The organism is Prescottella sp. GW823-FHT02E09, assembly GCF_058797375.1.
Genome location: NZ_JBXAJP010000003.1, coordinates 407,073 through 430,437 on the forward strand (window position 1 = coordinate 407,073; position 23,365 = coordinate 430,437).

Sequence of the window (23,365 nt, forward strand, 5' to 3'; positions counted from 1 at the left end):
CGACCCGGAGGTCAGCGCATGACCTGGACTTGTTCCGCGATGTCAGCGGCGAGCGCTGTCGCCGTCAGGGCGAGGCCGCTGTTGAGGTCGTATCGCAATTGCCCCACGTGGCCGTCTCGAACGGCGCGCACCCGTTTCCATGTGGGCGATTGGGCCTCCACGGCGTCGGGATTCTGCAGCAGCACGAAGTCGGCGCGGTCGAAGATGTCGAGCTCTTCGAGGTTGTAGAAGGTGGCTCCCCGGTTGTCGGCAGCGGCATGCACAGGATCGGTCAACACGTTCAATCCGAGATCACGTGCGACCGAAACTGCGAATGTGTCGTTCTGCAGCCAGATCTGACCGCTGTCCGCTCCCGCGATCGCTATCGTCTTTCCTTCGAGAAGCCCACCGATCTCGGCTCGCGACTGCGCGAGTTCGGTGTCGTACCGGGCGATGACGCGGTCGGCGACCTCGCGACGATCGAGGGCCGTGAGCTGCTCGATCATGGCGTGCTTCCATGCCGAGCCGGGCGTTCCCTGATCGACGACGAGTACCGGAGCGATGTCGGTTCCGAGGAGTCCCTTCTCGCGGTAGTAATCCCACCATCCCTTACCCACCACCAACAGGTCCGGTTCATAGCTGAGTATCGACTCGGCGTTCGGTTCGTTGTTGGTTCCGCCGAGGCGAGCCACACCGGTCTGCACCCGTTGCATGAGTTGCGACTTGTCATCCCAGTTGGTCGCGACGATCGGGTATTCGGCGAGGAGTGCGAAGTCGAGTGCGGATCGGGCTTCGAGCACGACGACGCGCTCGGGGTCACGTGGGAGGCGGTAGTGCTCGTCGTCGACGACGATATGGACCGAGTTGTCCGACGTCGCACTGCCCCGGGATTCGCTCGTGCACGCGGACAGTGCTCCCAGCGCGCCGAGTGCGGCTGCGCCGGCGAGGAAGCCGCGCCGTGTCAGCGAGTCGACCAGACGGTCGAATTCACCGTCGACTTCGTTCACGGTCGGTGGGGGCGTCGTACATTCGATGACTGGCATAGGAATTCGTTACTCCATCAGGCATTCCGGGCATAGGGGGACATACTTCAACCTAGTGAGCTGTCGCGCGGGCCACGTTGCCCGAAAGCGCCAACCGATAACCGAATTCGGCCATCACCCAGACCGTCCGGAACCCCCGCCGTCAACCGGTGGCCCGCGCCGAACCGATGAAACGGGACCTACGCGCTCGACCGCATCCGATGCTCGGCCAGCACGGTGCCCGGCGTCCGCCCCGTGGCGCGACGGAAGACCGCGACGAAAGCGCTGGGGGTGTCGTAGCCGACCCGCCGACCGACGACGGACACAGGCACCCCCGCCTCGAGGTAGCGGACCGCGGCGCGGATCCGGACGTCGGTGCGCCACTGCGCGAAGGTCATTCCGGTCCCCTGCGAGAACACCCGGGTCAGCGTCCGGACACTGGCGCCGGCCGATTCGGACCATTCCGCGAGGCTCCGCCGGTCGCCGGGATTGGCGAGCAACGCCTCGGCCACCACCCGGGCCCGGGGATCGGCGGGCATCGGCACGACGTCGGTCGTCTCGTCGAGCGGCGCGAGCATGTCGAACGCCACCTGCTCGGCGCGGGCCCGCGCCGCATCCGGCATGTTCTCGCGGTGCATGTGCAGCAGCACTTCCCGCAACAGCGGACTGACCTCGAACAGGCCGGGCTGCGTCCAGGGGCACACCCGCGCCTCGGGTCGGAAGAACGTGCAGTAGAACGTGGTGCCCGGGCCCGCCACGGCGGCATGCACCGTTCCGGCCGGCACCCACACTCCGGTGTCGGGCGGCACGATCCAGTCGACGCCCCCCACCGTCACCTGGAGGCTTCCCCCCGTCGGCCCCCACAGCAGTTCGTGCTCGGGATGGCTGTGCGGGCGCCACGACTGCCGGATCGAGCACCGATGCGTCCCGGTCGTCATCGAGTAGGGGTACTCGACCGCCCGCGGACCGGGTAACGGCCGAGACTCGCATGCAATCGACATGCGCGAAGTATACAAACTGGTTTAGGTAAACCTAAGTGCCTTCCGGGCGCCGGCCCTCGCGATCGCCGAATCGCCGGACGTAACCGCCGATCAGGACGTCTAACCCGTCCAGGTAGTTCTCCCGGGTCGTACCCGACGGCCAGTCCTCCGCGACCGCGTGCAACACCGGCAGCTGACCAGGCCCGACCTCCCGGATCTTCGCGGTGAGCGGCGAGATGCCGGCCCCCTCCCCTGCGGGTGCCGGCTCACGGATGTTCAGCAGTGACCCGAGGGTGTAGTTCCACAACGTCCGGTAACACAGCAGCGCCCGACGGTCGTCCATCCCGAGTTCCCGTCCCGCCGCGATCGCGCGGTCCACCAGCACCAGAGCGCCCGCCCCTCCTCGCCCACCCCGCTGGAGCAGCTCGAGAATCCAGGACTCGGCAGCGAGCTTGTCGAAGATCGCCAGGAAGACCTCGCGGAGCCGGGGCTCCGGATCCGCGGGCAGTTCCACGCCCGCCAAGTCCCGCGAGTACTCGTCGAGCACGAGGCCGACCAGCTGCTCCTTGTCGCCCACGTGCCGGTACAGGGCCATAGGCGTGGTTCCCAGACTCTTCGCCAATGCCCGCATGCTCAGCGCCGCCAGACCACCGCCTTCGAGGTGCCGACGCGCCTCCACCACGATGCGGTCGGCGGACAGGGTCGGCGGTCTCCCGCGTCGCGGCGCGCCGTGACCGGCTGGGGGGACGGGCGCGGGAGTCACGGCGTCATTGTGCACGAACCCCTTGCCCCATCCGCCCGAGCAAGGTAAACCTAACAAATTATGAGAACGCGTATACAAATTGGAGACCTGCGATGACATCGACCCCGACGCGGACCGGCACCCGGACCGGCCTCGTGCTGGCGACGGCCGCGGCCGCACAGTTCCTCGTCGCTTTCGACATGTCCGTCATCAACGTCGCCCTCCCCGACATCCAGCGCTCACTGCACTTCGCCGACGCCGATCTGTCGTGGGTGGTCAACGCCTACGCCCTCGCGTTCGGTGGCCTGCTCCTGCTCGGTGGACGCCTGTGCGACGTGGCCGGCACCCGGCGCATCCTCGTCGCCGGACTGCTCCTGTTCGGCGTCGTCAGTATCGCGGGGACGTTCGCACCCACCGCGGGACTGCTCGTCGCAGCGCGAGCTCTACAGGGCGTCGGCGCCGCGATGATCGCCCCCGCCGGCCTCGCCGCGCTCAGCGCCGCGTTCCCCGACGGCGCTGCGCGGGCGAAGGCGTTCGGTGTCGGCGCGCTGTGCTCGGCCCTCGGCGGCGCGCTCGGCGTGGTGCTCAGCGGCGTGCTCACGCAGGGATTGAGTTGGCGTTGGGTGATGTTCGCGGGCGCGCCCGTCGCGTTGATCGCCGCCGTGACCGCCCGGCAAGGGTTGCCGCGGACCAGTCGATCCGCCGGTTCCGCACTGGATCTGCCCGGCGCCGTGCTGGCGACGGCGGGCCTGACGGCGCTGGTCGGCACCGTCATCGCGACCGAGTCCCGCGGATGGACATCGCCCCTCGTGCTCGGCGGCGCCGGTGCGACCGTCGCCCTCCTCGCCGCGTTCGTGGCGGTCGAGACGCGCACCACCGACCCGCTCGTCCGGTTCTCGACACTGCTGCGCCCGCGAATCGGACTCGCGAACGCGATCATGTGCGTCGTGTGCGCCGGGCAGTTCGGCGCGTTCTACTTCGTCTCGCTGTACATGCAGCGGGGCCTGGGATTCTCGCCCACCGCGACCGGGCTCGCGTTCCTGCCCTTCTGCCTCGGGCTCGTCGTGGGCATCATCGGGTCCTCGAAACTGTTGCCGCGCTACGGCGCCCGCCCGTTGCTGATCCTCGGTACCGCCCTCGCCGCAGTCGGGATGCTCGGCTTCTCCATGATCGGCGTCGGGGGCGGGTACGTCACCACGGTGCTGCTGCCCTCGCTCGCGGCCAGCGTCGGGATCGGGCTGTCGTTCATGCCGCTCAGCAATGTCGCGACCGCGGACGCACCGCCCGGCGAGGTGGGCATGGCGTCGGGGTTGCTCAGCGCATCCCGCCAGATCGGCGGGTCGGTCGGCCTGGCTGCGCTCGTCAGCATCGCGGCGGCGGTCACCTCGAACGCGGCCGGCCCGGCCGACGTCGCGCTCGTCGCCGGGTACTCCCGCGCCGTGTCGGTGTGCGCAGGGCTGCTGCTCACCGGCACCGTCCTGTCGCTGTTCTTCCCGCGGTCCGGCCGGGCCTCCGACCCCACCGAACTGGAGGTGGCGCGGTGAGCCGGGTGCGCCGCTGACCGGCGAGAATTCGACCCTCGCGACGGCCGTCGGTCACCTGGACCGAACGTTGCTCCCCCGCGGACGACCCGTGGAGGAGCAACGACGGTGGTGGTGAACCGTCAGCTCCGTGCGGACTCGCCGGCGCGCAGATCCTTGCGGAGGATCTTGCCCGCCGCGGACTTCGGGACCACGTCGATGAACTCGACCCTGCGGACCTTCTTGTGCGGGGACACCCGTTCGGCGACGAACGCGATCACGCCGTCCTCGTCGAGGTCCGCGTCGGCCTGGCGGACGACGAACGCCTTCGGGACCTCCTCGCCCTCGTCGTCGAGGACCCCGATGACCGCGGCGTCCGCAATGAGCGGGTGGGTGAGCAGCAGCGCCTCGAGTTCGGCGGGCGGCACCTGGTAGCCCTTGTACTTGATCAGCTCCTTGAGCCGGTCCACGATCGTGACCACGCCGCCGGCGTCGACGGTGGCGATGTCGCCGGTGTGCAGGTAGCCGTCGGCGTCGAGGGTGTCGCGGGTGGCCTGTTCGTTGCCCAGGTAGCCGACCATGATGTTCGGGCCCTTGCACCACAGCTCGCCGGGCTCGCTGACGCCCTCGGCCGGGTAGTCGACCTCCTCGCCGGTGGCGGGGTCGACGAGCTTGCATTCCATGTTCGCGATGGTCGGGCCCACCGAACTCAGGACGATGTCGTCGCGGTCGAACGGGATCGCATGCGAGACCGGGCTCATCTCCGACATGCCGTAGCCCTGACGCACGCGGCACGAGAGCCGGTTCGCGACGGCCTTGCCGAGTTCCTCGTCGAGCGGCGCGGCGCCGGAGAAGATGGTGTGCACACTCGACAGGTCGTACTGGTCCACCAGGGGATGCTTGGCGAGCGCGACCGCGACCGGCGGCGCGACGAAGATGTAGGTGCACTTCTGTTCGGCGACGATCCGCAGGAACTCCACCAGGTCGAACCTCGGCATCGTCACCAGGCTCGCGCGCTCGTACAACGCCGCGTTGAGCAGCACGGTCATGCCGTAGATGTGGAAGAACGGCAGCACCGCGAGGATCTTGTCGTCCGACGCGATACCCATTCGCGGATGGATCTGGCACACGTTGGCCACGAGGTTCCGGTGCGTGAGCATGACGCCCTTGGGCCGGCCGGTGGTGCCCGACGAGTACGGCAGCACCGCCAGGTGTGTGGCCGGGTCGAACGACACCTGCGGCGGCGGGGCGCCGGCGGTGAGCAGGTCCCGCAGCGACGGATGACCGTCGGCGCCGTCGAGGACGATCAGGTGCTCGTCGTCGATCCCGACGGCGGCCGCAGCCTCCTTGGCCTGCGCCAGCAGCGGCGAGACGGTGATCAGGAACCTCGCGTGCGAGTCGGTGAGCTGCTTGGCGATGTCGTCGGCGGTGTAGAGGGCATTGATCGTGGTCGCGGCGCCGCCGGCCCGCAGGATCCCGTGGAACACCGACGCGAATGCCGGCACGTTGGGCGAGTGCAGACCCACCACGTCACCGACCCGCAGGCCGCGGGCCGCGAGGGCTCCCGCGACAGCGTTCACGTGCCCGATCAGGGTCCGATAGTCGGTGACCGCACCCGACGCTCCGTCGATCATCGCCGGACGATCGAGATCCGCGGCGTCGATCGAACCGAACAGGAAGTCGTACACACTCAGGTCGGGAATCTCGACGTCGGGGAAGGGACTGCGGAAGCTCATGGATCTCCTTCGAGTGGGGCGCACCAGGCGGAACTAACCGTTACCGACCGAAACATATACGCCTGTGACCGCAGTCACAAGATGGCCCGACTCTACCGACAGAACGGACGAAGGGACCCTTCGTGCGCTCGGAGCGCTCGAAGGGTCCCTTCAGTTGCCGTGGGGGTGCCGCGAGGGGCGATCAACCCCGGCGGGCGGTCAGGCTCAGAGGTACTGACCGCACACCGGCCATGCGCCGCGGCCCTGACCGGCCAACACGTTCTCGGCGACGCGGATCTGCTCCTCGCGGGAGTTCTGGTGCGCCATACCCGAGCCACCGAACGCGTTCCAGGTGCTCTGGGTGAACTGCAGGCCGCCGTAGAAGCCGTTGCCGGTGTTCGCGGCCCAGTTGCCGCTGGCCTCACACTGCGCGACGGCGTCCCAGTTGCCGGACGCGGCGTTGGCGGTGCCGACGCTCATCGCGAACGGGGCGGCGACGAGGGCGGCGGTGGCGGCGACGGTACCGAGGGTGCGCTTGACGTTGAACTTTGCCATTGGGGGTGGATCCTCTCCATGTTGCTGGCGAGGCGGCCGTCGGACGATCCGATTGATCGATCCGGGCTCTGGTGGCCTCGCCTCTGCCCCTCGAAGGTCTTCTCGTTCCGATCCCGCGGGGCAGAGTCAGCGGCGGCGGGCCGGTGTCTTACGTGTGTTGCATGTCTTGCCGGTGCTGCTTGCTCCGAGTTCGTTCATCTCGTGCTGGTTACAACCGTAGGCACCCATCACGGAAAGGTCACGGGTCGATTTTGTGAGACGCCCGTACGCAAAAAGGTCCATGAGCTGGTAAAAGTGGCAGTTCAAGCGCCAAGAATCGCGAACGACTACCGCGTCGTTGCATATCCGTTATATGACCCGGATCACATGATTTTGGTGAACGGGGTCACGAAATCTCGGCCGGATAACGGCCGGAAGGGCTCGCGCTACGTCAGCGAGACCCGGGATCGACGGCCCAGCCGGGGCCGTTCGCGGCGCCGTCCTGCCCCTCGACGAGGTGTTTGAACGGCTGCAGGTTCGCGAGTGACTCGCCGCGCGACACCCGCCACGCCCACTCCCGCTTGATCGACGACGCGAACCCCAGCTCGAGCAGGACATTGAAGTCGCCGTCCGCGGCCTCGAGAACCTGGCCGAGGACCCGGTCCAGCTCGTCCCCGTTCACCGCATGAGACGAGATGCGGCCCACCAGGTAGATGTCCCCGATCTTGTCGATCGTGTAGTGCACCCCGTACAGCCTGCGGTTTCGGCGCAGGAGGTACTTGTAGACGCCCTCGAAGTTCTCGTCCGGCTTGCGGCACACGAAGGCCTCGACGCGCACACCGTGGTTGCCGACCGTGAGCAGGGTCGTCGTCTCGAGCTTGTGCTCGCCGGGCAACTCGACGACGAACTGGTTCTCGCCCTGGCGGCTGTAGTCGAGCTCGCGCTCCTTCAGCGCGGCATCGATGACGTCGGCCGTCCGTTCCAGTTCGCTCATGCCCGCACTCCACTCGTCCGACGCAGCTTCCACAGCCCACGCGACCTGCGCGGCGAGAACTCGCCGCCGTCGATCCGGTCGTACATCGCGCGCGCGGCGCGATAGCTCGCGAGCAGCCCCTCGGCGGTGTGCTCCCACGAGAAGTTCTCGGCGTGCCGGGGCGCGCGCGCCGCCAGCTCGTCCAGCAGCTCGGGCGCGGTCACCAACGACTGCAGCGCCGACGCCCAGTCGTCGGTCCGGTGACCGCTGACCAGCAGACCGGTCTCACGGTTACGCACCGCGACGCCCAGACCACCGACGTCGGCGGCGATCACCGGGGTCCCGCAAGCCTGGGCCTCGATCGCGACCAGACCGAAGGACTCCGAATAGCTGGGCACTGCAACGAGATTCGACGCCCGGTACACCTCGGCCAGCCGGTCCGGCGGCTGCGGCGGCAGGAAAGTCACCCGCGCCCGGACACCGAGCGCCTCGGCCAGCTCGATCAGCGAGTCGGGGCGTTCGAGCCCCGTGCCGGACGGCCCGCCCACCACCAGTACCCGCAGCGGCAGGTCCGGCTCACGGGCGATCACCTCGGCGGCGGCGCGCAGCAGGACGTCGGGGGCCTTGAGCGGCTGGATGCGCCCGACGAACGTCACGATCGTCTCGGCGGGGTCGAGGCCGAGCGCGGCGCGGGCCGCCAGGCGATCGCCCGGCCGGTAGCGCGACAGGTCGGCGCCCGGTGCGACGACGTCGACCTTGTCCGGGGACGCACCGTAGATCGACGCGAGTTGTGCGGCCTCGTCGGCGGTGTTCGCGATCAGCCGGTCGGCCTCGGCGACCACCTGCTGCTCACCGATCTGCCGGGCCGCCGGCTCGGGGGTGTCGCCCTCGGCGAGCGAGGCGTTCTTCACCGCCGCGAGGGTGTGCGCGGTGTGGACCAGCGGCACCCCCCACCGGTCGCGAGCCAGCCACCCGACCTGTCCGGACAGCCAGTAGTGGGAGTGCACCAGGTCGTAGTAACCGGGCTCGTGCCGCACCTCTTCGCGCAGCACACCCGCCGCGAACGCACACAGCTGTGTGGGCAACTCGTGCTTGTCGAGGCCCTCGTACGGGCCGGCGGCGACGTTGCGGACACGGACACCCGGCGCGGCGTCCTGCACGACCGGATCGGCGGACGACGTCGCCCGCGTGAAGATGTCGACCTCCACGCCGCGGCGCGCGAGCTGGATCGCGGTCTGCAGCACGTACACGTTCATTCCGCCCGCGTCGCCGGTGCCGGGCTGTGCCAGCGGCGACGTGTGTACGGAGAGTACGGCGACCTTCTTGGGCTCCGCGCTGCTGTGCTTGGGTGTCACGCGTCCATACTGCCTTGTCGCTCCGTCATGAGGTAATTGCGCCGGATGTCCTCTCGGAGAAGGGGACATCTCCCACTCCCCCGGCGCCGATGCCCTCGCCGATCCCGTCGCAGAAGGCCCGGACCTCGCTGACGAACCGAGCCGGATCCTCCACGAACGGGCCGTGCCCACAGCCTTCCCAGTACGACGCGGTCGCGTCCGGAATCAGCGCGACGGCGTGCTCACCTGCGGAGATGTCGACGACGGCGTCCGCGGTGCCGTGCAGCACCAGCGCGGGGACATCGAGGCCGCGCAGCACGTCGTCGTGGCTCGCCGAGCGCCGGAACAGCGCCGACCGTACCCGCGGCGGGGTGGACAGGCTCGCGCCGAACAGTGACTGCGACCATGCCCCCTTGCCGCCGCCGTCGGCGTCGTCGATCGGGCCGGTGAGCGCGGTGCCGAAGCTGCCCAGCGCAGTGATCGCGGTGCGCGGATCCTCGGCCATGGAAGCGGGAATCGCGGCCTTCATCGCCGAACCGACCGCACCACCCGCCTCGCCTCGGCCGATGCTCGTGATCGCGCCGACGAACACCACGCCGTCGACGGCCGCGGTGCCGTGCGCGGCCAGGTAGTCGCAGATCACCAGGCCGCCGTACGACCAGCCCAGCAGGACCGCGCCCGCGGTGACGCCCTCCGCCGTCAGCACCGCGTCGACGTCACCGGCCCAGTTCGCGGAGTCGTCGTAGCCCGTGGCGGGGGCGTCGGAGTAGCCGTGGCCACGCAGGTCGACGGCGATCACCCGGTACTGCTCCGACAGCGCGGCGAGGACGTCGTCGCCCCAGCAGCGCGACGACTGCGCCCAGCCGTGCAGCAGCACCAGCGGGCGCGCATCCGGGTTACCGAACGTTCGATAGACGAGGGTGGTGCCGTCGGCACCGACGGTTTCACGAATGGCCATGCGGCCACCCTAGGGGGACGGCTCACTTCGCGCGGCGCAGGAGGTACGCGCCGAGCGCGACGACGAACGCGAGGGCGCCCGACGCGACGGCCACCGCGAAGCCCGCGCGGGTGCCGAAATGGTCGATCATCTGCCCGGCGAACGCGGATCCGACGGCCACGCCGACGCCCAGTCCGGTCACGGTCCAGGTGATGCCCTCGGTGAGCTTGTCGTGCGGGACCACCGATTCGACGAGCGTCGTCGCCACGATCATGGTGGGGGCGACGCTGATACCGGCGAGCGCGAGGGCCCCGATGAGGGTGAGCATCGAATCCACCAGTAGCAGCGGCCACAACAGCGCGGCGACCGCGGCGGTCGCGAACACCAGCTGGCGACGCAGCGCCGCACCGGGACGCAGCGCCCCGAACACGATGCCGGCCACCGCGGACGCGGTCGCGAACAGTGCCAGGGCGACGGTCGCCGTCGCCGGCGTCCCGCGCTCGGTCGCGAACGCGATGCTCACGACGTCGACGGTGCCGAAGATGGTGCCCATCCCGAGCATCACGGCCACCAGGGCCCACATCGCCGGGTTGCGGACCACCGAGCCCCCGACATGCTCGCGGCGATCGCGCACTGCCGGTTCGGTGCCGCGCTGCGCGACGAGAGCGAAGGTGCCGATCACGAGCAGGATCAGCGCCACCAGCGGTCCGGCCTCGGGGAACACCGACACCGACAGACCGACCGAGACCACCGGGCCGGCGATGAAACACACCTCGTCGAGGACGGATTCGAACGCGAACGCCGTGCGCAACTGCGGCTGCCCGCGGTACAGCGCGGTCCAGCGGGCGCGGACCATCGCGCCGATCGTCGGCATGCACCCGGCGGGGATCACGAGCAGGAACAGCACGAAATCGGGTGCCTCGAACCGCACGCACAGCAGCATCGCGCCCAGCCCGCACGCGCTGATCGCCGACGCGGCCGGCAGCACGCGCCGTTGCCCGTAGCGGTCGACGGCGCGGGACACGAGCGGGGTGATCGCGGCGTACGAGAGCGCGAACACCGCGGACAGCGCACCGGCGAGCCCGTAGTCGCCGCGCAACTGCGACAGCATCGTCACGATGCCGATACCGACCATCGCGATCGGCAGGCGGGCGACGAACCCGGCAACGGAGAACGCGGCGGAACCGCGGGCGGAGAAGATCTCCCGGTAGGTGCCGATCATTGCCGGTGTTTCTCCTGACGGCCGGTAGGTGGGTGTCGCAGGAGAGTTTCGCACCCTTGCCCCGCACGGCGACCAGCGTGTAAGCATTTTCCGCATGAGCGTTCTGGTCTGTTTCCATGCCCACCCCGACGACGAGGTGTTCGTGACGGGCGGGGTGATGCGGCAGGCGGCGGACGCCGGTCATCGAGTCGTCGTGGTCACCGCCACCGACGGCGCGCTCGGTGAGGTGCCCGACGGCCTGCTCGCGGACGGCGAGACGCTCGCGCAGCGCCGCCGGCGCGAGCTCGAGGCGTCGACGAGCGTGCTGGGCGCACACCGCGTGGTGATGCTGCACTACGCCGATTCGGGGATGGCGGGCACACCCGAGAACGCGAATCCGGACGCCTTCTGCAACGTCGACGTCGACACCGCCGCGGCGCGGCTCGCGGAGATCCTCGTCGAGGAGTCCGCGGACGTGTTGACGATCTACGACCCCAACGGCGGCTACGGCCACCCCGATCACGTGCAGGTCCACCATGTCGGGGTGCGCGCGGCCGAACTCGCGAACGTGCCGCACGTGTACGAGGCCGCGGTCAGCCGCGATCACATCCGACGCATGATGGCGGCCAACCCGGAGTGGAGCGAGGAGGCGACCCCGCCCGACTTCGACACCTTCGGTCTGTCCGACGACGAGATCACCACGGTCGTCGACGTCAGTGCGGCGCTGGAGGCCAAGCGCGCCGCGATGCATGCCCACGAGACGCAGATCGGCGACTTCGGTCCGTTCCTGCAGATGCCGGCCGAGCAGCTGCGGGCCGCGTTCGGGCAGGAGTGGTTCCGGCGCCGCGGAGCCCCGGACGGGCTCGCCGAGACCACCCTGCCGCTGTAACGGATACGGCCGACTGCCTGCGGATTCGCCCCGTCTCGACCTAGCATCGCGACATGCCCGGTCTCCTCGCGCGCTACCGCAGCACCGGCGCCGACGTGCCGTTCGGGAACCCGCTGACCGCGCACGACGTCGCGATGGAGGGCTACTTCTGGCGGTTCACGCAGCGCGAGACGGGCAGGGTGCTGATCGCGCTCGCCGGGATCAACCGCGCCGACGACGGACACTGGGCCACGCTCGGCTTCGCGGCGCACCCCGGCGGGTTCCTCCGCACCGCAGCTCATCCCGAGGCCCGGGCCGACCCCGACCGGCTCGGCGCCGTCGCGGGTGACGCGTTCCGCGGCACCGGGGACCGGGTCCGCGTCGACCTCGCGCCCGACGCCCGTCTCGACGTCCGCATCACCGCGCCGGTCCCGTGGCCGCGTCGTCGTCTCGGCGGGTCGAGCGGGTTCCACACCGTGCCGGCACTCAACCAGTACTGGCATCCGTGGCTGCTCGGCGGCCGCGCCGAGGGGTGGGCGGTGGTCGGCGGCGAGCACTGGAACCTCGACGGCGCGCAGGTGTACGGCGAGAAGAACTGGGGCCGTGGAGGTTTCCCGGCGGCTTGGTGGTGGGGGCAGGCCCAGGCGTTCGAGGATCCGCGGGCGTGCGTCGCCTTCGCCGGCGGTCAGGTCGACGCGGGACCGTTGGGCACCACGGTCACGGCCGTCGTCGTGCTGCTGCCCGACGGCACCCTCGTGCGACTCGGCAACCCGCTCACGTCCCCGGTCCACGCGCGAGTGTCCGACGAGACCTGGCGGCTGCGCGGCGGCAACCGCCGTTGGTCCGTCGAGATCGAGGGGCAGGCTCCACTCGACGCCGCACACGTCCTGCCGGTTCCACTGCCGGCACAACGCCGGAACATTCCCGGCGCGTTGGAGCACCTCGCAGGGAATCTGTCCGTAACGTTGCGTAACAACAAAAGATGTGTGTGGTCGGGTGAGTCACGCCTGGCAGGCCTCGAGCACGGTGGGATCGCTCGGGCACAGGCGGAATCGCGGCGACGGGGGTCGCCGCAGCAGTAGCGGGCCGAACTGGAACGAACGACATATTGGGGGATCTCGAGCATGCTTCGAACGACGTCGGTCGCGACGGTGGTGGCCGCCGTGGCCCTGCTCGCCGGTGCGCCGGCGGCCACCGCGGCACCGGACCCGGTCGGCCTCGACGAGGTATTCAGCCCGTTCGTGCTGAGCACATTCACCGACGGCCGGATCGCCCCGCCCGAGCAGTGGCGGCCGCGCCATCCCGTGTCCGACCCGTGGTACCAGGCCCCTCCGGTCGGCGACGCACCCGCGGGCACGCTGTTGAAGGCCCGCCCGGCGACGGTCCAGGTGTACGGCGTGCAACCGGCACACATCCGCGGCTACCAGCTGATGTACGTCACCACCGACTTCGACGGCACCCGCGTGGTCAACACCGGCATGCTGATGATCCCGGAGGACGGCACCGCGCCGCAGGACCGCAAGCTCATCGGCTACTCGGAGGCCAACGACAGCCTCGGCCCGGGCTGCATGCCGAGCACCCAATGGACCGGCGGAGACCAGGACGATCCGGCGTTGTTCTCCGCACTCGGGCCCGTCGCGCAGATGTTCGGCAACGGCTGGGCGGTGATGATGAGCGACACCGCCAACGACGGTGACCCGGTCCCCAACGGCTTCTCGATCGGCCGGTTCTCCGGAGCCGCCACGCTCGACGGTCTGCGGGCCGCGCTCGCGCTGCCCGAGGCGGGCTTCGCCCCCGCCACCCCGGTCGGCATCTACGGCATCGCCGGTGGTGGTGTCGCGGCCGGCTTCGCGGCTGAGAAGCAGGCGACGTACGCACCCGAACTCAATGTCGTCGGCACCGTCCTGCAGGCGATGGTGGTCGACAGCGCCACATTCGAACGCAAGGCCGACGGTGGTATCGGCGCGGGGTTCGTGTTCGCGAACTCGCTGGGCTACGCGGCCCGCTACCCCGAGATCGATCTCGACGAGGAACTGACTCCCCTCGGCAGGCAGCTCGCCGACGTCTTCAACCGCACGTGCCAGCAGACCTACCTGCTCATGCCGTTCGTGCCGCTGTCCGCGCTGTACACACACGGCCGTCCGGCCGACAACCCGGTCTTCGCCCGGGCGTACGCCGAGAACCGAATGGGGCAGCAGGCCCCGAAGGCTCCGGTGCTGATGACGTCGTGCCGCGACGACTTCCTGGTTCCCTACTCCGACGTCGAGCAGCTCGTCGCGGCGTACCGCGCCGGCGGCACCGAGGTCACGGTCGACCCGAGTGTCTGCGGCCTCTCGGACGTCCTGACCAACCCGTGGCGGGTCAGCACCGAGTTGCTGGGGATGCAGAACGTCGACTGGTTCGTCGGCAGGTTCGAGGAGGCGCGGCGATGAGGAAGCTGATCACCGGCGCCCTGGTCGCCACCCTGACAGTTCCGGCTCGCCACCGCGACCCGTGAGGCCGGCCTGGACCTGAACGACTGTCGGATCTACATCACCGAGCAGATGCTGCCGAAGTACCGCGCCCTCGAAGGACCAGCGGGCACTGTCCCGGCTGCCACAGATGCTGACGTCGATGGCGCGGACCACGCAGGCACAGTACTTCTGACCGGCCGGCGGCCGTGGGGATCAGATCGGCACGGTCGCCTTCCGCATGGCGGCCAGCGGATTCGAGTACAGCGAGCTGAGCGAGACGACACCGGCCGCGTGCTCCTGGACCCGATTGCCGAATCCGGTGATGCGCACGTCGGATCCGCCAACCCGGGAAGCTCGGGACAGCGCCTGCGCCACCTGCGGGACCGCCTCGGGGTAGTCGGTGAACGCCTGCCCACCGAGGATCACCCGGTCCGGATTGAACAGGTCGCGCAGCATCGCGACCGCCCCGCCGAGTGCCCGCGCGCGTTCGGTCAGGATCTCCTGCGCCGGAGTCGAACCCGCTCGCGCCGCGCGATACAGCGCGGCGATCGGCGGCAGCACGTCGCCGCCGGACAGGACACCGGCGCGGCGGGCCGCGAGGAGCACCCCGCGATCGCTGACGGCGGCCTCGAGGCAGCCCGTCGCCCCGCAGTCGCACTGCACGTCCGAGCCGGTCGGCAGGTGCGCGATCGACCCGGGGCCTGCGCTCGGAGTGTGCACCTTCCCGTCGAGAGTCAGTGCCAGACCGACCGTTTCGCGCGCATAGAAGTACAGCCCACTGCCCCGCACCTCGGCGCTGTCGGCGCGCTGCGGCGTCAACAACAGCTCGGACGCGGCCATCGCCTCGACGTGGGCGGCGACCGAGACGGGCAGACCGAATCCGGCTCCGACCACGTCACCGACCCGCGCGTCGGTCCAGCCGAGGCGGGGATGGTCGACCACACCGGTCTCCGGATCCACGCGACCGCCGAGCGCCACCCCCACCCACAGGGGCCGCCGCCGGTGCCAGCGGGACGCGAAACTGCGGGCGCTGCCGGTGATGGTGGCGAGTGCCGCCCCCGACGCGCCACGTGGTGTCGGGATCTCGACGGCACCGAGGATCCTGCCCCGCAGGTCCGACGCGATCACGCTGGTGACGACGGCGCCGATGTGGATGCCGACGGTGAGGTAGGACTCGTGGTCCACCTCGAAGGGAATCCGCGGACGCCCGACCGTGCCGGCCGCGGCGAGGTCGGGCCGCTCACGCAGGAGTCCCACCGCCAGCATCGCCGACACGTGCCGGTTGACGGTCGCGATACTCGAACCTGTTGCGCGCGTGGCCTCGTCGCGGGACAGGGGCCCACCGGCCGCGGCGACGCGGAACACCGCGGCGGCCGGACCGTCGGCGATCCCGAGGGTGGGCGCCACGATTCGTGGCCGGGTGGCGGGGCGGGTCGCCCCGGGACGTGCGGTTCTCGACGTGGCCGTTCGAGCGGTCACGGGTCTCGTTCGGGTGGCGTGAGGCGCTGCGGTGAGCATGAGTCTGTCCTTGCCCCGCCCCATAGGGGACGGCTGTCGACACGGTCGGGTGACGCGCTGCGACGAAGATCAGGTCCCACCGGAGGGGCGGGCGATCAGCACGAACGGGAGTACCGGCAGCGCGGAATCAGCTGAGGGAAGCGCGGCAGGGACAACAGAGTTCCCGAGCCAGCGGCAGCCGGGACCCCAGCGCGGCGGTCACGTAGGTGACCCGCGGTGCGGAGGAGATACCGGACGACATGACGATCAAGCTAGCATCTGCCGCCGCACACCCCCAGCCCCGTCCCCTACCCCGGGTTCGTGTCGGCACTACCATCGAGCCATGAGCCTGTCACCGGACACCCGCGTCGCCGTCGTCACCGGAGCGAGCTCCGGCATCGGGGAAGCCACCGCACGCACCCTCGCCGAGCAGGGATTTCACGTCGTCCTCGGGGCGCGCCGCCTGGACCGTCTCGAGGCCATCGCCGCCGAGATCGGCGGCACCGCGCTCGAGTTGGACGTCACCGACGAGGACTCGGTGGACGCGTTCTGCGCGGTGCTCCCCCGCGTCGACCTGCTCGTCAACAACGCCGGCGGCGCGAAGGGTCTCGCCCCGGTGCTCGAGGCGGACCTCGACGACTGGCGCTGGATGTGGGAGACCAACGTCCTCGGGACGTTGCGCATCACGAAGGCGCTGCTGCCCAAACTGATCGAGTCCGGCGACGGCCTGGTCGTCACGATCACGTCGGTCGCGGCGTTCTCCGCGTACGACAACGGTTCGGGTTACACCACGGCCAAGCACGCGCAGGCCGTCCTGCACCGCACCCTGCGCGGCGAGTTGCTGGGCAAGCCGGTGCGGCTGACCGAGATCGCACCGGGCGCGGTGGAGACCGAGTTCTCGCTGGTGCGGTTCGACGGCGACGCCGAGCGCGCGGCCAAGGTGTACGAGGGCATCACCCCGCTCGTGGCGGAGGACATCGCCGAGATCATCGGGTTCGTCGCGTCGCGTCCGCCGCACGTGAACCTGGACCAGATCATCGTCAAGCCGCGCGATCAGGCCGAACCCGGTCGTTTCCACCGCACCACCGACTGATCCCGGTAGCCTCGCGGCATGCAGCACCGATTGCAGCCGGGTCCGCTTCTCGACGCGCGCGGGCGCCTCGCCGAGGCCGGGTGGGCCGGCGCCGAGGTGCGCCGCTACGACCGAGCCGCCGTGGCGGCACCGTCGTGGCGGATCAAGGAATGGGACTACTACTGCGTCCTGACCCCCGACCACGGGCTGGCACTCACCGTCGCCGACAACGGCTACATGGGCCTGCTTGGGGTGTCGTGGCTCGACTTCCGCGGCCGACGTGAGTCCACCGAGAACGTCATGCTCCCGTTCCCGATGGGGCGGATGGGCCTGCCGGCGAGCGCCGACGACGGCGACGTCGTGGTGGACCGCAGGAAGATGCGGATCACGTTCCGGCACATCGACGGCGCCCGGGTGCTGAGCATCGACCACCCGGGCTTCGACCGCGGCCGTGGCCTGCGGGGCGAACTGCGTCTGGAGCAGCCGTCGACCCCGGGTCACTCCGCAGGCTCCGCTCCCGACCGGATGGTGATCGCGACACCGTTCCCCAAGGACTACAAGGCGTTCTACTACAACCAGAAGATCAACTGTATGCCGGCGAGCGGCGAGATCTCTGTCGGTGCAGAGACTTTCGCCTTCGATCCGACGACGGCCTTCGGCGTGTTCGACTGGGGTCGCGGCGTGTGGACCTACGACAACGTCTGGTACTGGGGGTCCGCGTCGGGTGTCGTCGACGACCGCCGGTTCGGCTTCAACATCGGGTACGGGTTCGGCGACACGTCCGCGGCGAGCGAGAACATGGTGTTCGTGGACGGCGTCGCGCACAAGCTGGACCGGGTGACGTTCCACCTGCCCGAGGGCACCTACGACGGCGCCCCCTGGAAGTTCAGCAGCAACGACGGGCGGTTCGAGATGACGTTCGAGCCGATCATCGACCGGGCCGCGTCGACGGACCTGAAGGTGCTGCGCTCCATCCAGCACCAGGTGTTCGGCCGGTTCACCGGGCACGTCGTGCTCGACGACGGCAGCCGGGTCGAGGTCACGGACCTCCTCGGATTCGCCGAGGAGGTCCGCAACCGCTGGTGAGGCGGACGGTCCCCGTCTAGTTCATGTTCAACGAGCTTGCACCGCTGGGTGGTTCGGGCGGCGACTGCTCCCCCAGTGCGGCCTTGGCATCCTCCCCGACATGCGCACCGATCATGCCGGCCGCCATGCCCTGCCCCGCGGAGACCATCCCGCGCTCGGCGACACTCGCGATCCCGTCCACGAGCAGATCGTTGACCTGCGAACCTCCGAGCGGGCTGGACACCGCCGTCGACACGACGGTTCCGTACACGTCCTTCTCGAGCGCGGCCGTGTCGAATCGGTCCCGATTGCCCTCGGCCATCTGCATCAACTGGATACCGGCGGACAGGCCCCCGTCACGGAGCACGGCCACCGCCATCTCGCGGCCGAGTTTGCCGATGAGTTCCTGCAGGATCATCCGGACGGTGAGTTGGGTGGCTATCTCGGCTGCCGGGATGGCCGCCGCGCTCGCCCCCAGTGTTCCGGCCGCGGCCGCGAGGAGCGACGCGATCTCCACCGCGAGCAGGCCCAACGCGGCAATGATGGAGAGTTTCGCGTGTTCGACGTCGGCAGCGGTGCTCTCGCACGAGTCGGCGAGTTGACGGCACGCGGCGACGAGTTCGTCGACCGAGGACCCGGCCTCCCGCCATTTGCCTGCCACGGCTTCGTTGACGTCGCCGGTCAGGGCGTCCAATGCCGGCTGGATGGACCGCGAACCGTCGTCGCCGGCTCGCTCGAGGCGGACTGCGGCGAGTTCCCACGCGTCGGACAGTCGACGCAGCGATGTCTCGTCGGCCTCCGGCCAGTCCTGCCCGACCGCGACCGCCGCGAGGGTTCGTAGCGAACCGGGGATCTCGATGCCCATCAGCGACCGCCGCCCAGCGTGCCGGCGAATCCGGTGTCGGTCTGCTCGAACACCTGCGCGGTGTCCCGCAATCCGCCCGCGATTCCCGCGAACACCTCGGTGAGGTGGCGCAGCGCGGATCGGGCACCGTCGGAGCCCGCCACATACGTGGACGCGAATGTCGTTCCGGGAGCGTCGGTTCCCCAGCTCGCACCCTCGGCGTCGAGAGTCGTACCGAGCTCGCTCAGCGCATCGGTGAGCCGGTCGGCGAGGACGTCGAAGTGGGGCGCTGCACCGCGCAATTGCCGGGGGTCGACCCGTATCTCGTCAGCCACGGTGTGCCTCCCGCATGATCGGCGCCCGCCAGTCGTGCAGGTCGTCGTCCCGGACGGACGCGGTGGGATCATCGGCGCCGGTCGTGAACTCGGTTGCCACCGTCGGCACCAGGTTCCGCAGGCTCGGTGCCCCGGCCACCAGGTCGGGCAGGTCCGGCAGACTCGCGGTCAGGCCGCTGACCGGCACCATCAGTTCCGCGACGCGGGCGCGCACCTCGACCGTGGCGGCACGGGCCGTGGCGGCGACGACATCGGCGAGCCGTGCGGGCGTCGTCCGCGTGAACGTCGACGGGTCGAGGTCCACCGCCACCACCGACCCGGACGAGTCGACGGTAACGCGGACCAGTCCGTCGGGCGATTGCGCCTGTGCGGTGGTGCCCGCGACAGCCCCCTGGGCTGCCGCGAGTGCCTCCGTCTGCCGGTGCAGCCCGTCGAGCAGGGCATCGATCTGCTCCTGCAGCGCGGCGTTGCCGCTTCTCGTCCGCTCTCGTGCACCGTATCGGCCGTCGGACCGAATACCGTTGTCGGTCATTGCTTCCCTCCCGGTTTACCCCTTCGCTGTCTATAGACGCAGGAGGGCGGGAATCGGTTCCATCGGAACGGGAAGTCGTCAGCGCACGAGCTCGCGGGTCCGGATCGCCTCCACCAGACGCCGTATCTCCTCCGCCAGCTCCGCGGTGGCCGCCGGCGCGACGACGACGTCGTCGGGTTCGCGCATCGTGTACCGCCCGTCACCGTCGAAATCGAGCCAGTGCAAACCGATTCCGTCGGCCGTGGGTCTGCTGTCGTATGCGACGCCCGCGAACGCCGTGATCTCACCGATCCCGGTGCGGGGGCGTCGCAGCAGCCCCAGCGCCTCGTCACGCACGCGGCCGGCGCCGGCGGAGACGAGGAGCGGCCCGGTCGAGGAGTCGAGGTCGCGTCGACGGAAGCGCAGCGCACCGCGGGACCCGGCCTGGACCGCGGGCAGGGCGGCAGCGACGGCGTTCGGGACCTGGCCGGGCGAGACCCCGTGGATCAACACGTCGCCGCCGGTGTCGGCGTCGACACCGGGCAGCTGGATCGCCAGTGTCGCTCCGATGCTGCACATTCCGGCGTGCATGCGAATCCGAGTGTCGAACCCGGCGCCGGCGAACCCGGCTACCTCGAGCCGGATGTCGGGTTCGGCGAGCACTGTCAGGTGGTGGTGCAGAAGCTCGGTGACCCGCGGCGCCCAATGTTGTGCGGCCGCGCGGCACTGCCGATCCAGGTCGTCCTGGTCGTCCGCGGCGGGCCGGAAGGACAGCGGGTACGGCAACCGGTCCCGCCCCAACTGTCTCCACAGCACCTGGAACTCCAGGCCCGTGAACCGCCAACTCGCACCGCCGACCGTCCGACCACCGGCCGATTCGCCGAATCCCACCCCGTCACCCCTCCCCGAGTGCACCGCGTCGTCCACGGAAGACGGCGCCCACAGACAATAGACGCGCCGACACCCGGGACGGTTCCACCCGTCCGGCTCAGTTCCGCACGCCGCCGTCCAGTTCGCGCGCGAACCAGACCTCGACCTCGCGGCGGCTGCGAAGGCGCACGATCACGAGGTCCGGCCGCTGCTCACGCGCTGCGGCGATCCTCCGCGCGCCCTCGCCGTGGGTACGCCATGCCCACCGCACGATGTGGTCGCGATCGGTGAAGAAGGTCCGCAGCGCCGGCTCGACGTTGCCGTTCCACAGCTTCTCGCGCCGGAGTCGGCGCCGCAGCGTGCGTCGAACGACCTGTTGCATGACGGTGCGGCGCGGAAGATCGAGCCAGACGAGCAGGTCGGCACGCTCGGCCAAGAGCGGCCGCACGGTGCGGTACTGCCACTCCGTCGCCCAGGCGTCGGCGGAACTGAAGCGGTCGACGTCGGTCACGAACTCCGGCCGCGGGGCCCAGTTCGGACCGTGGAACAGACCGTCGATCTCGATGTGGGGCACTCCGAGCGCGACACCGATTCGGCCCGCGAGAGTGGTCTTGCCGGACCCCGACGTCCCGGCCACCAGGACTCGGTGGGGTCGGTGCGGCAGAGAAGCGGTGGCGTCGATCAGGGGCATTCCGACCAGGCTAGGTGCGATCGGCCTGAGCGCCCACTCCTTTTCCCCGCAGGCCGGTCTCCGCCGGATCCGCCGCGGAAGGGGCGCTCACGCTCACAGTGCCGCTGCCGCGCGCTCGATCACATCCGACACCTGCCCCGGCTGCGACACCAGCACCGCGTGCGACGCGCCCGGAATCTCGGTGATCTGTGCGCCCGCCCGTTCGGCCATGAACCGCTCGGACGCCGGCGGGATCACCCGGTCCTGGTCGGGGATGACGGCCCACGTCGGCAGGTTCCGCCACGACGGGTCCTGTGTCGGTTCGAGGTTCGCGGCCACCGCGATCGACCGCTGGTGGGCGAGCATGTCGGCGGCGGTGGCGTCGGAGACGTCCTGGCAGAACGCCTGGTGGAAGCTGTCCGCGGCGATGTAGCCGTCGAGGTTCTTGCCGATCGGGGTGGTCGGGTCGTCGACCACCTCCACCTGCAGCACCGGCGGCAGCAACTGGCTGCCGGGGAACGTGATCGGGTTGAGCGCCGCTTGAGCGGGCTCACCCTGATCGGGGGCGAAGGCGGCCACGTAGACCATGCCGGCCACGTTGGGCGAGTGGGTGTTGGTGATGACGACCCCACCGTAGGAGTGTCCGACCAGCAACACCGGACCCGGAATGTCCGCGAGGGCCTTCTCGATCGCGGCCGAATCGTAGGCCGGCCCGCGCAGCGGATTCGACGGCACCACAACGTCGTACCCGCGGCCACGCAGTTCGGCGGCCACCGGATCCCAGCTCGTGGTGTCCGCGAACGCGCCGTGCACCAGCACGACGGTCGGCGTCGGCGCCGCGGCGGCCGGGGACACCCCCACCGAGAACACCACTGCGACAGCCAGGATGCACATCGTCGTCAACGTCCGAATCCTGCGCATTCTCATGGCGGATCTCCTCGCGTCGGAAGTTCATCGACTTTCCCACGCCGCCGACACCGGTCAGGACCGTTCGATCCAGCCGAGACTCAGCCGTGCCTCACCCGAGACTCACGCGAGCGCCGACATCGACAGCCACGTCGGCCAGTCGATGGCCCAGTCGTAGACGTCGCCGTCCGCGGCCGAGAGGTCGATGCGGGTGCCGGTGACCTCGACCGGGTCGCCGTACATCGCTGTGCCGAAGTACTCCTCGGCGTCCGACAGCGACAGGTTGATGCACCCGTTCGTCACGTTCGAGGCGCCCTGCACCCCGACGGTCGCGGGATTGGCGTGGATGAACTCGCCGTTGTTGGAGATCCGTACCGCCCAGCGCTCGCGGACGTTCTCGTAGTACGGCGGATTCGACATGAGGAAGTCCTCGTGCTTCTCGGTCACGACGTGGATGCCGCTGCGGGTGACGTTGCGGTCCTCGTTGCCCTCGCCGTAGCTGACGGGAATGTCCATGATCGTCACGCCGTCGCGGACCACCTGCATGCGATGGCTGGGGGCGTGCGCCTTCACGATCTGGCTGCGGCCGATCGTGAAGTTCAGGCTCACGTCGCCCGCGCCGTACGCGCCCCCACCGAAGTCGACGCCGTACAGGTCGGCGAAGACGTTGACGGTGGTGCCGGGCACCCAGTAGCTCTCCGGTCGCCAATGCGCCCGCGCGCCACGGTCGTCGGGCAGCCACGCCCATGCGCCGGGAGTCGGCGGGTTCGTGGTCACCTTCAACGCCTTCTCGACCGCGGCCTTGTCGGCGATGGGTCCGTCGAATTGGAGGATGATCGGGGCCCCGATACCGACGACCTGTCCGTCGCCGATGTTGGTGCGCACCGACGTCGTCGTACCCGGGTCCACCGTCGTGAACGATCCGGCGACCGGTACGGACTTGCCGTCCGACCCGATCGCGGTACCCGTCCACGTGTAGGTGCCGCCGTAGCCGAGGGGCTCGGTCACGGTGAACGACTGCCCGTCGGGGCTCAGCGCACCCTGCACCACCTTGCCGGTGGCGTTGGTGAGCGTGACGCCCTGCAGGGTGCCGCCGTCGACCCGGACGGAAACGGGTTCGACGGGGTTGACGTTCTTCGCACCGGCCACCGGTGTCTGGATCACCTCCGCCACCGGGTCGGCCGCGGCCTTCCCGTCCGTCGCACCACCCGTGGCGATGGTGCAACCCGCGAGCAGCGTCACACCCAGGAGGACGGCGACCACCGCCAGCAGACGCGTCCGAATTGACCGAATCCCCTGTTCATGCACGAAATCAACGGTACTCGCCGCGACACAGT

Annotated in this window: 23 protein-coding genes; 6 read left to right on the plus strand and 17 right to left on the minus strand. The window is 69.9% G+C overall.

Annotated elements, in window-relative coordinates; genetic code table 11:
* Nucleotides 1–11 precede the first annotated feature (11 nt).
* The 3 genes from AC1RIF_RS09615 to AC1RIF_RS09625 all read right to left on the minus strand — a co-directional run bounded on the left by AC1RIF_RS09615 (nt 12) and on the right by AC1RIF_RS09625 (nt 2,744).
* Nucleotides 12–986, minus strand: coding sequence for an ABC transporter substrate-binding protein (locus AC1RIF_RS09615; protein ID WP_492601122.1), 975 nt, complete (start codon nt 984–986; stop codon nt 12–14).
* A 215-nt stretch (nt 987–1,201) separates the two neighbouring features.
* Nucleotides 1,202–2,002: a helix-turn-helix domain-containing protein gene (locus AC1RIF_RS09620; RefSeq protein ID WP_492601123.1), complete on the minus strand. Its 801-nt coding sequence runs from the start codon at nt 2,000–2,002 to the stop codon at nt 1,202–1,204.
* Between the two features lie 31 nt (nt 2,003–2,033).
* Nucleotides 2,034–2,744, minus strand: coding sequence for a TetR/AcrR family transcriptional regulator (locus tag AC1RIF_RS09625; protein ID WP_492601124.1), 711 nt, complete (start codon nt 2,742–2,744; stop codon nt 2,034–2,036).
* Nucleotides 2,745–2,836: 92 nt separating this feature from the next.
* Between AC1RIF_RS09625 and AC1RIF_RS09630 the strand changes: the two genes are divergently transcribed.
* Nucleotides 2,837–4,267, plus strand: coding sequence for an MFS transporter (locus AC1RIF_RS09630; RefSeq protein ID WP_492601125.1), 1,431 nt, complete (start codon nt 2,837–2,839; stop codon nt 4,265–4,267).
* A 119-nt stretch (nt 4,268–4,386) separates the two neighbouring features.
* Here AC1RIF_RS09630 and AC1RIF_RS09635 read toward each other — a convergent pair whose 3' ends face one another.
* From AC1RIF_RS09635 to AC1RIF_RS09660, 6 genes are all read right to left on the minus strand, one after another.
* Nucleotides 4,387–5,979, minus strand: a complete 1,593-nt coding sequence (locus AC1RIF_RS09635; protein WP_492601126.1) for an AMP-binding protein — start codon at nt 5,977–5,979, stop codon at nt 4,387–4,389.
* Nucleotides 5,980–6,183: 204 nt separating this feature from the next.
* The gene (locus AC1RIF_RS09640) at nt 6,184–6,513 is read right to left on the minus strand and encodes a transglycosylase family protein (protein ID WP_492601127.1); all 330 of its coding nucleotides are present in this window, start codon (nt 6,511–6,513) and stop codon (nt 6,184–6,186) included.
* 430 nt (nt 6,514–6,943) lie between these two features.
* Nucleotides 6,944–7,486, minus strand: a complete 543-nt coding sequence (locus tag AC1RIF_RS09645) for a type III secretion system chaperone family protein (RefSeq protein ID WP_492601128.1) — start codon at nt 7,484–7,486, stop codon at nt 6,944–6,946.
* The gene (gene mshA, locus AC1RIF_RS09650; protein ID WP_492601129.1) at nt 7,483–8,889 is read right to left on the minus strand and encodes a D-inositol-3-phosphate glycosyltransferase; all 1,407 of its coding nucleotides are present in this window, start codon (nt 8,887–8,889) and stop codon (nt 7,483–7,485) included. Before mshA ends, AC1RIF_RS09645 begins: the two co-directional genes overlap by 4 nt.
* Nucleotides 8,846–9,757, minus strand: coding sequence for an alpha/beta fold hydrolase (locus tag AC1RIF_RS09655; protein ID WP_492601130.1), 912 nt, complete (start codon nt 9,755–9,757; stop codon nt 8,846–8,848). The genes mshA and AC1RIF_RS09655 overlap by 44 nt, the downstream gene beginning before the upstream one ends.
* Before the next feature lie 22 nt (nt 9,758–9,779).
* A complete protein-coding gene (locus tag AC1RIF_RS09660; RefSeq protein WP_492601131.1) occupies nt 9,780–10,958 on the minus strand; it encodes an MFS transporter in 1,179 nt (392 codons plus the stop codon).
* A gap of 94 nt (nt 10,959–11,052) precedes the next feature.
* Between AC1RIF_RS09660 and AC1RIF_RS09665 the strand changes: the two genes are divergently transcribed.
* Genes AC1RIF_RS09665 through AC1RIF_RS09675 form a run of 3 tightly spaced genes read left to right on the plus strand, consistent with a single transcriptional unit; the run spans nt 11,053 to nt 14,237 of the window.
* Nucleotides 11,053–11,826 carry a PIG-L family deacetylase gene (locus AC1RIF_RS09665; RefSeq protein WP_492601132.1) on the plus strand — a complete coding sequence of 258 codons (774 nt, stop codon included), beginning with the start codon at nt 11,053–11,055 and terminating at the stop codon, nt 11,824–11,826.
* Between the two features lie 53 nt (nt 11,827–11,879).
* Nucleotides 11,880–12,887, plus strand: a complete 1,008-nt coding sequence (locus AC1RIF_RS09670) for a tocopherol cyclase family protein (RefSeq protein ID WP_492601133.1) — start codon at nt 11,880–11,882, stop codon at nt 12,885–12,887.
* 42 nt (nt 12,888–12,929) lie between these two features.
* Nucleotides 12,930–14,237 carry a lipase family protein gene (locus tag AC1RIF_RS09675; protein ID WP_492601134.1) on the plus strand — a complete coding sequence of 436 codons (1,308 nt, stop codon included), beginning with the start codon at nt 12,930–12,932 and terminating at the stop codon, nt 14,235–14,237.
* Between the two features lie 234 nt (nt 14,238–14,471).
* Here AC1RIF_RS09675 and AC1RIF_RS09680 read toward each other — a convergent pair whose 3' ends face one another.
* Nucleotides 14,472–15,776: an ROK family protein gene (locus AC1RIF_RS09680; RefSeq protein ID WP_492601135.1), complete on the minus strand. Its 1,305-nt coding sequence runs from the start codon at nt 15,774–15,776 to the stop codon at nt 14,472–14,474.
* A 322-nt stretch (nt 15,777–16,098) separates the two neighbouring features.
* Between AC1RIF_RS09680 and AC1RIF_RS09685 the strand changes: the two genes are divergently transcribed.
* Complete coding sequence (locus tag AC1RIF_RS09685) at nt 16,099–16,848, plus strand: SDR family NAD(P)-dependent oxidoreductase (RefSeq protein WP_492601136.1); 750 nt, start codon at nt 16,099–16,101, stop codon at nt 16,846–16,848.
* Nucleotides 16,849–16,866: 18 nt separating this feature from the next.
* The gene (locus AC1RIF_RS09690) at nt 16,867–17,913 is read left to right on the plus strand and encodes a DUF2804 domain-containing protein (RefSeq protein WP_492601137.1); all 1,047 of its coding nucleotides are present in this window, start codon (nt 16,867–16,869) and stop codon (nt 17,911–17,913) included.
* 16 nt (nt 17,914–17,929) lie between these two features.
* Here AC1RIF_RS09690 and AC1RIF_RS09695 read toward each other — a convergent pair whose 3' ends face one another.
* The 7 genes from AC1RIF_RS09695 to AC1RIF_RS09725 all read right to left on the minus strand — a co-directional run bounded on the left by AC1RIF_RS09695 (nt 17,930) and on the right by AC1RIF_RS09725 (nt 23,336).
* Nucleotides 17,930–18,757 (minus strand): WXG100-like domain-containing protein, encoded by an 828-nt coding sequence (locus AC1RIF_RS09695; protein ID WP_492601138.1) that lies wholly within the window; start codon nt 18,755–18,757, stop codon nt 17,930–17,932.
* Nucleotides 18,757–19,071, minus strand: coding sequence for a WXG100 family type VII secretion target (locus AC1RIF_RS09700; protein ID WP_492601139.1), 315 nt, complete (start codon nt 19,069–19,071; stop codon nt 18,757–18,759). Before AC1RIF_RS09700 ends, AC1RIF_RS09695 begins: the two co-directional genes overlap by 1 nt.
* Entirely contained in the window at nt 19,064–19,603 is a 540-nt protein-coding gene (locus tag AC1RIF_RS09705; protein ID WP_492601140.1) for a YbaB/EbfC family nucleoid-associated protein, read from the minus strand. The genes AC1RIF_RS09700 and AC1RIF_RS09705 overlap by 8 nt, the downstream gene beginning before the upstream one ends.
* A 78-nt stretch (nt 19,604–19,681) precedes the next feature.
* Nucleotides 19,682–20,473: an ESX secretion-associated protein EspG gene (locus AC1RIF_RS09710; RefSeq protein WP_492601141.1), complete on the minus strand. Its 792-nt coding sequence runs from the start codon at nt 20,471–20,473 to the stop codon at nt 19,682–19,684.
* A 97-nt stretch (nt 20,474–20,570) separates the two neighbouring features.
* Complete coding sequence (locus AC1RIF_RS09715; protein ID WP_492601142.1) at nt 20,571–21,143, minus strand: P-loop NTPase family protein; 573 nt, start codon at nt 21,141–21,143, stop codon at nt 20,571–20,573.
* 93 nt (nt 21,144–21,236) lie between these two features.
* Nucleotides 21,237–22,049, minus strand: a complete 813-nt coding sequence (locus tag AC1RIF_RS09720) for an alpha/beta fold hydrolase (protein WP_492601143.1) — start codon at nt 22,047–22,049, stop codon at nt 21,237–21,239.
* A 102-nt stretch (nt 22,050–22,151) separates the two neighbouring features.
* A complete protein-coding gene (locus AC1RIF_RS09725) occupies nt 22,152–23,336 on the minus strand; it encodes a L,D-transpeptidase (protein WP_492601144.1) in 1,185 nt (394 codons plus the stop codon).
* Nucleotides 23,337–23,365: the final 29 nt, after the last annotated feature.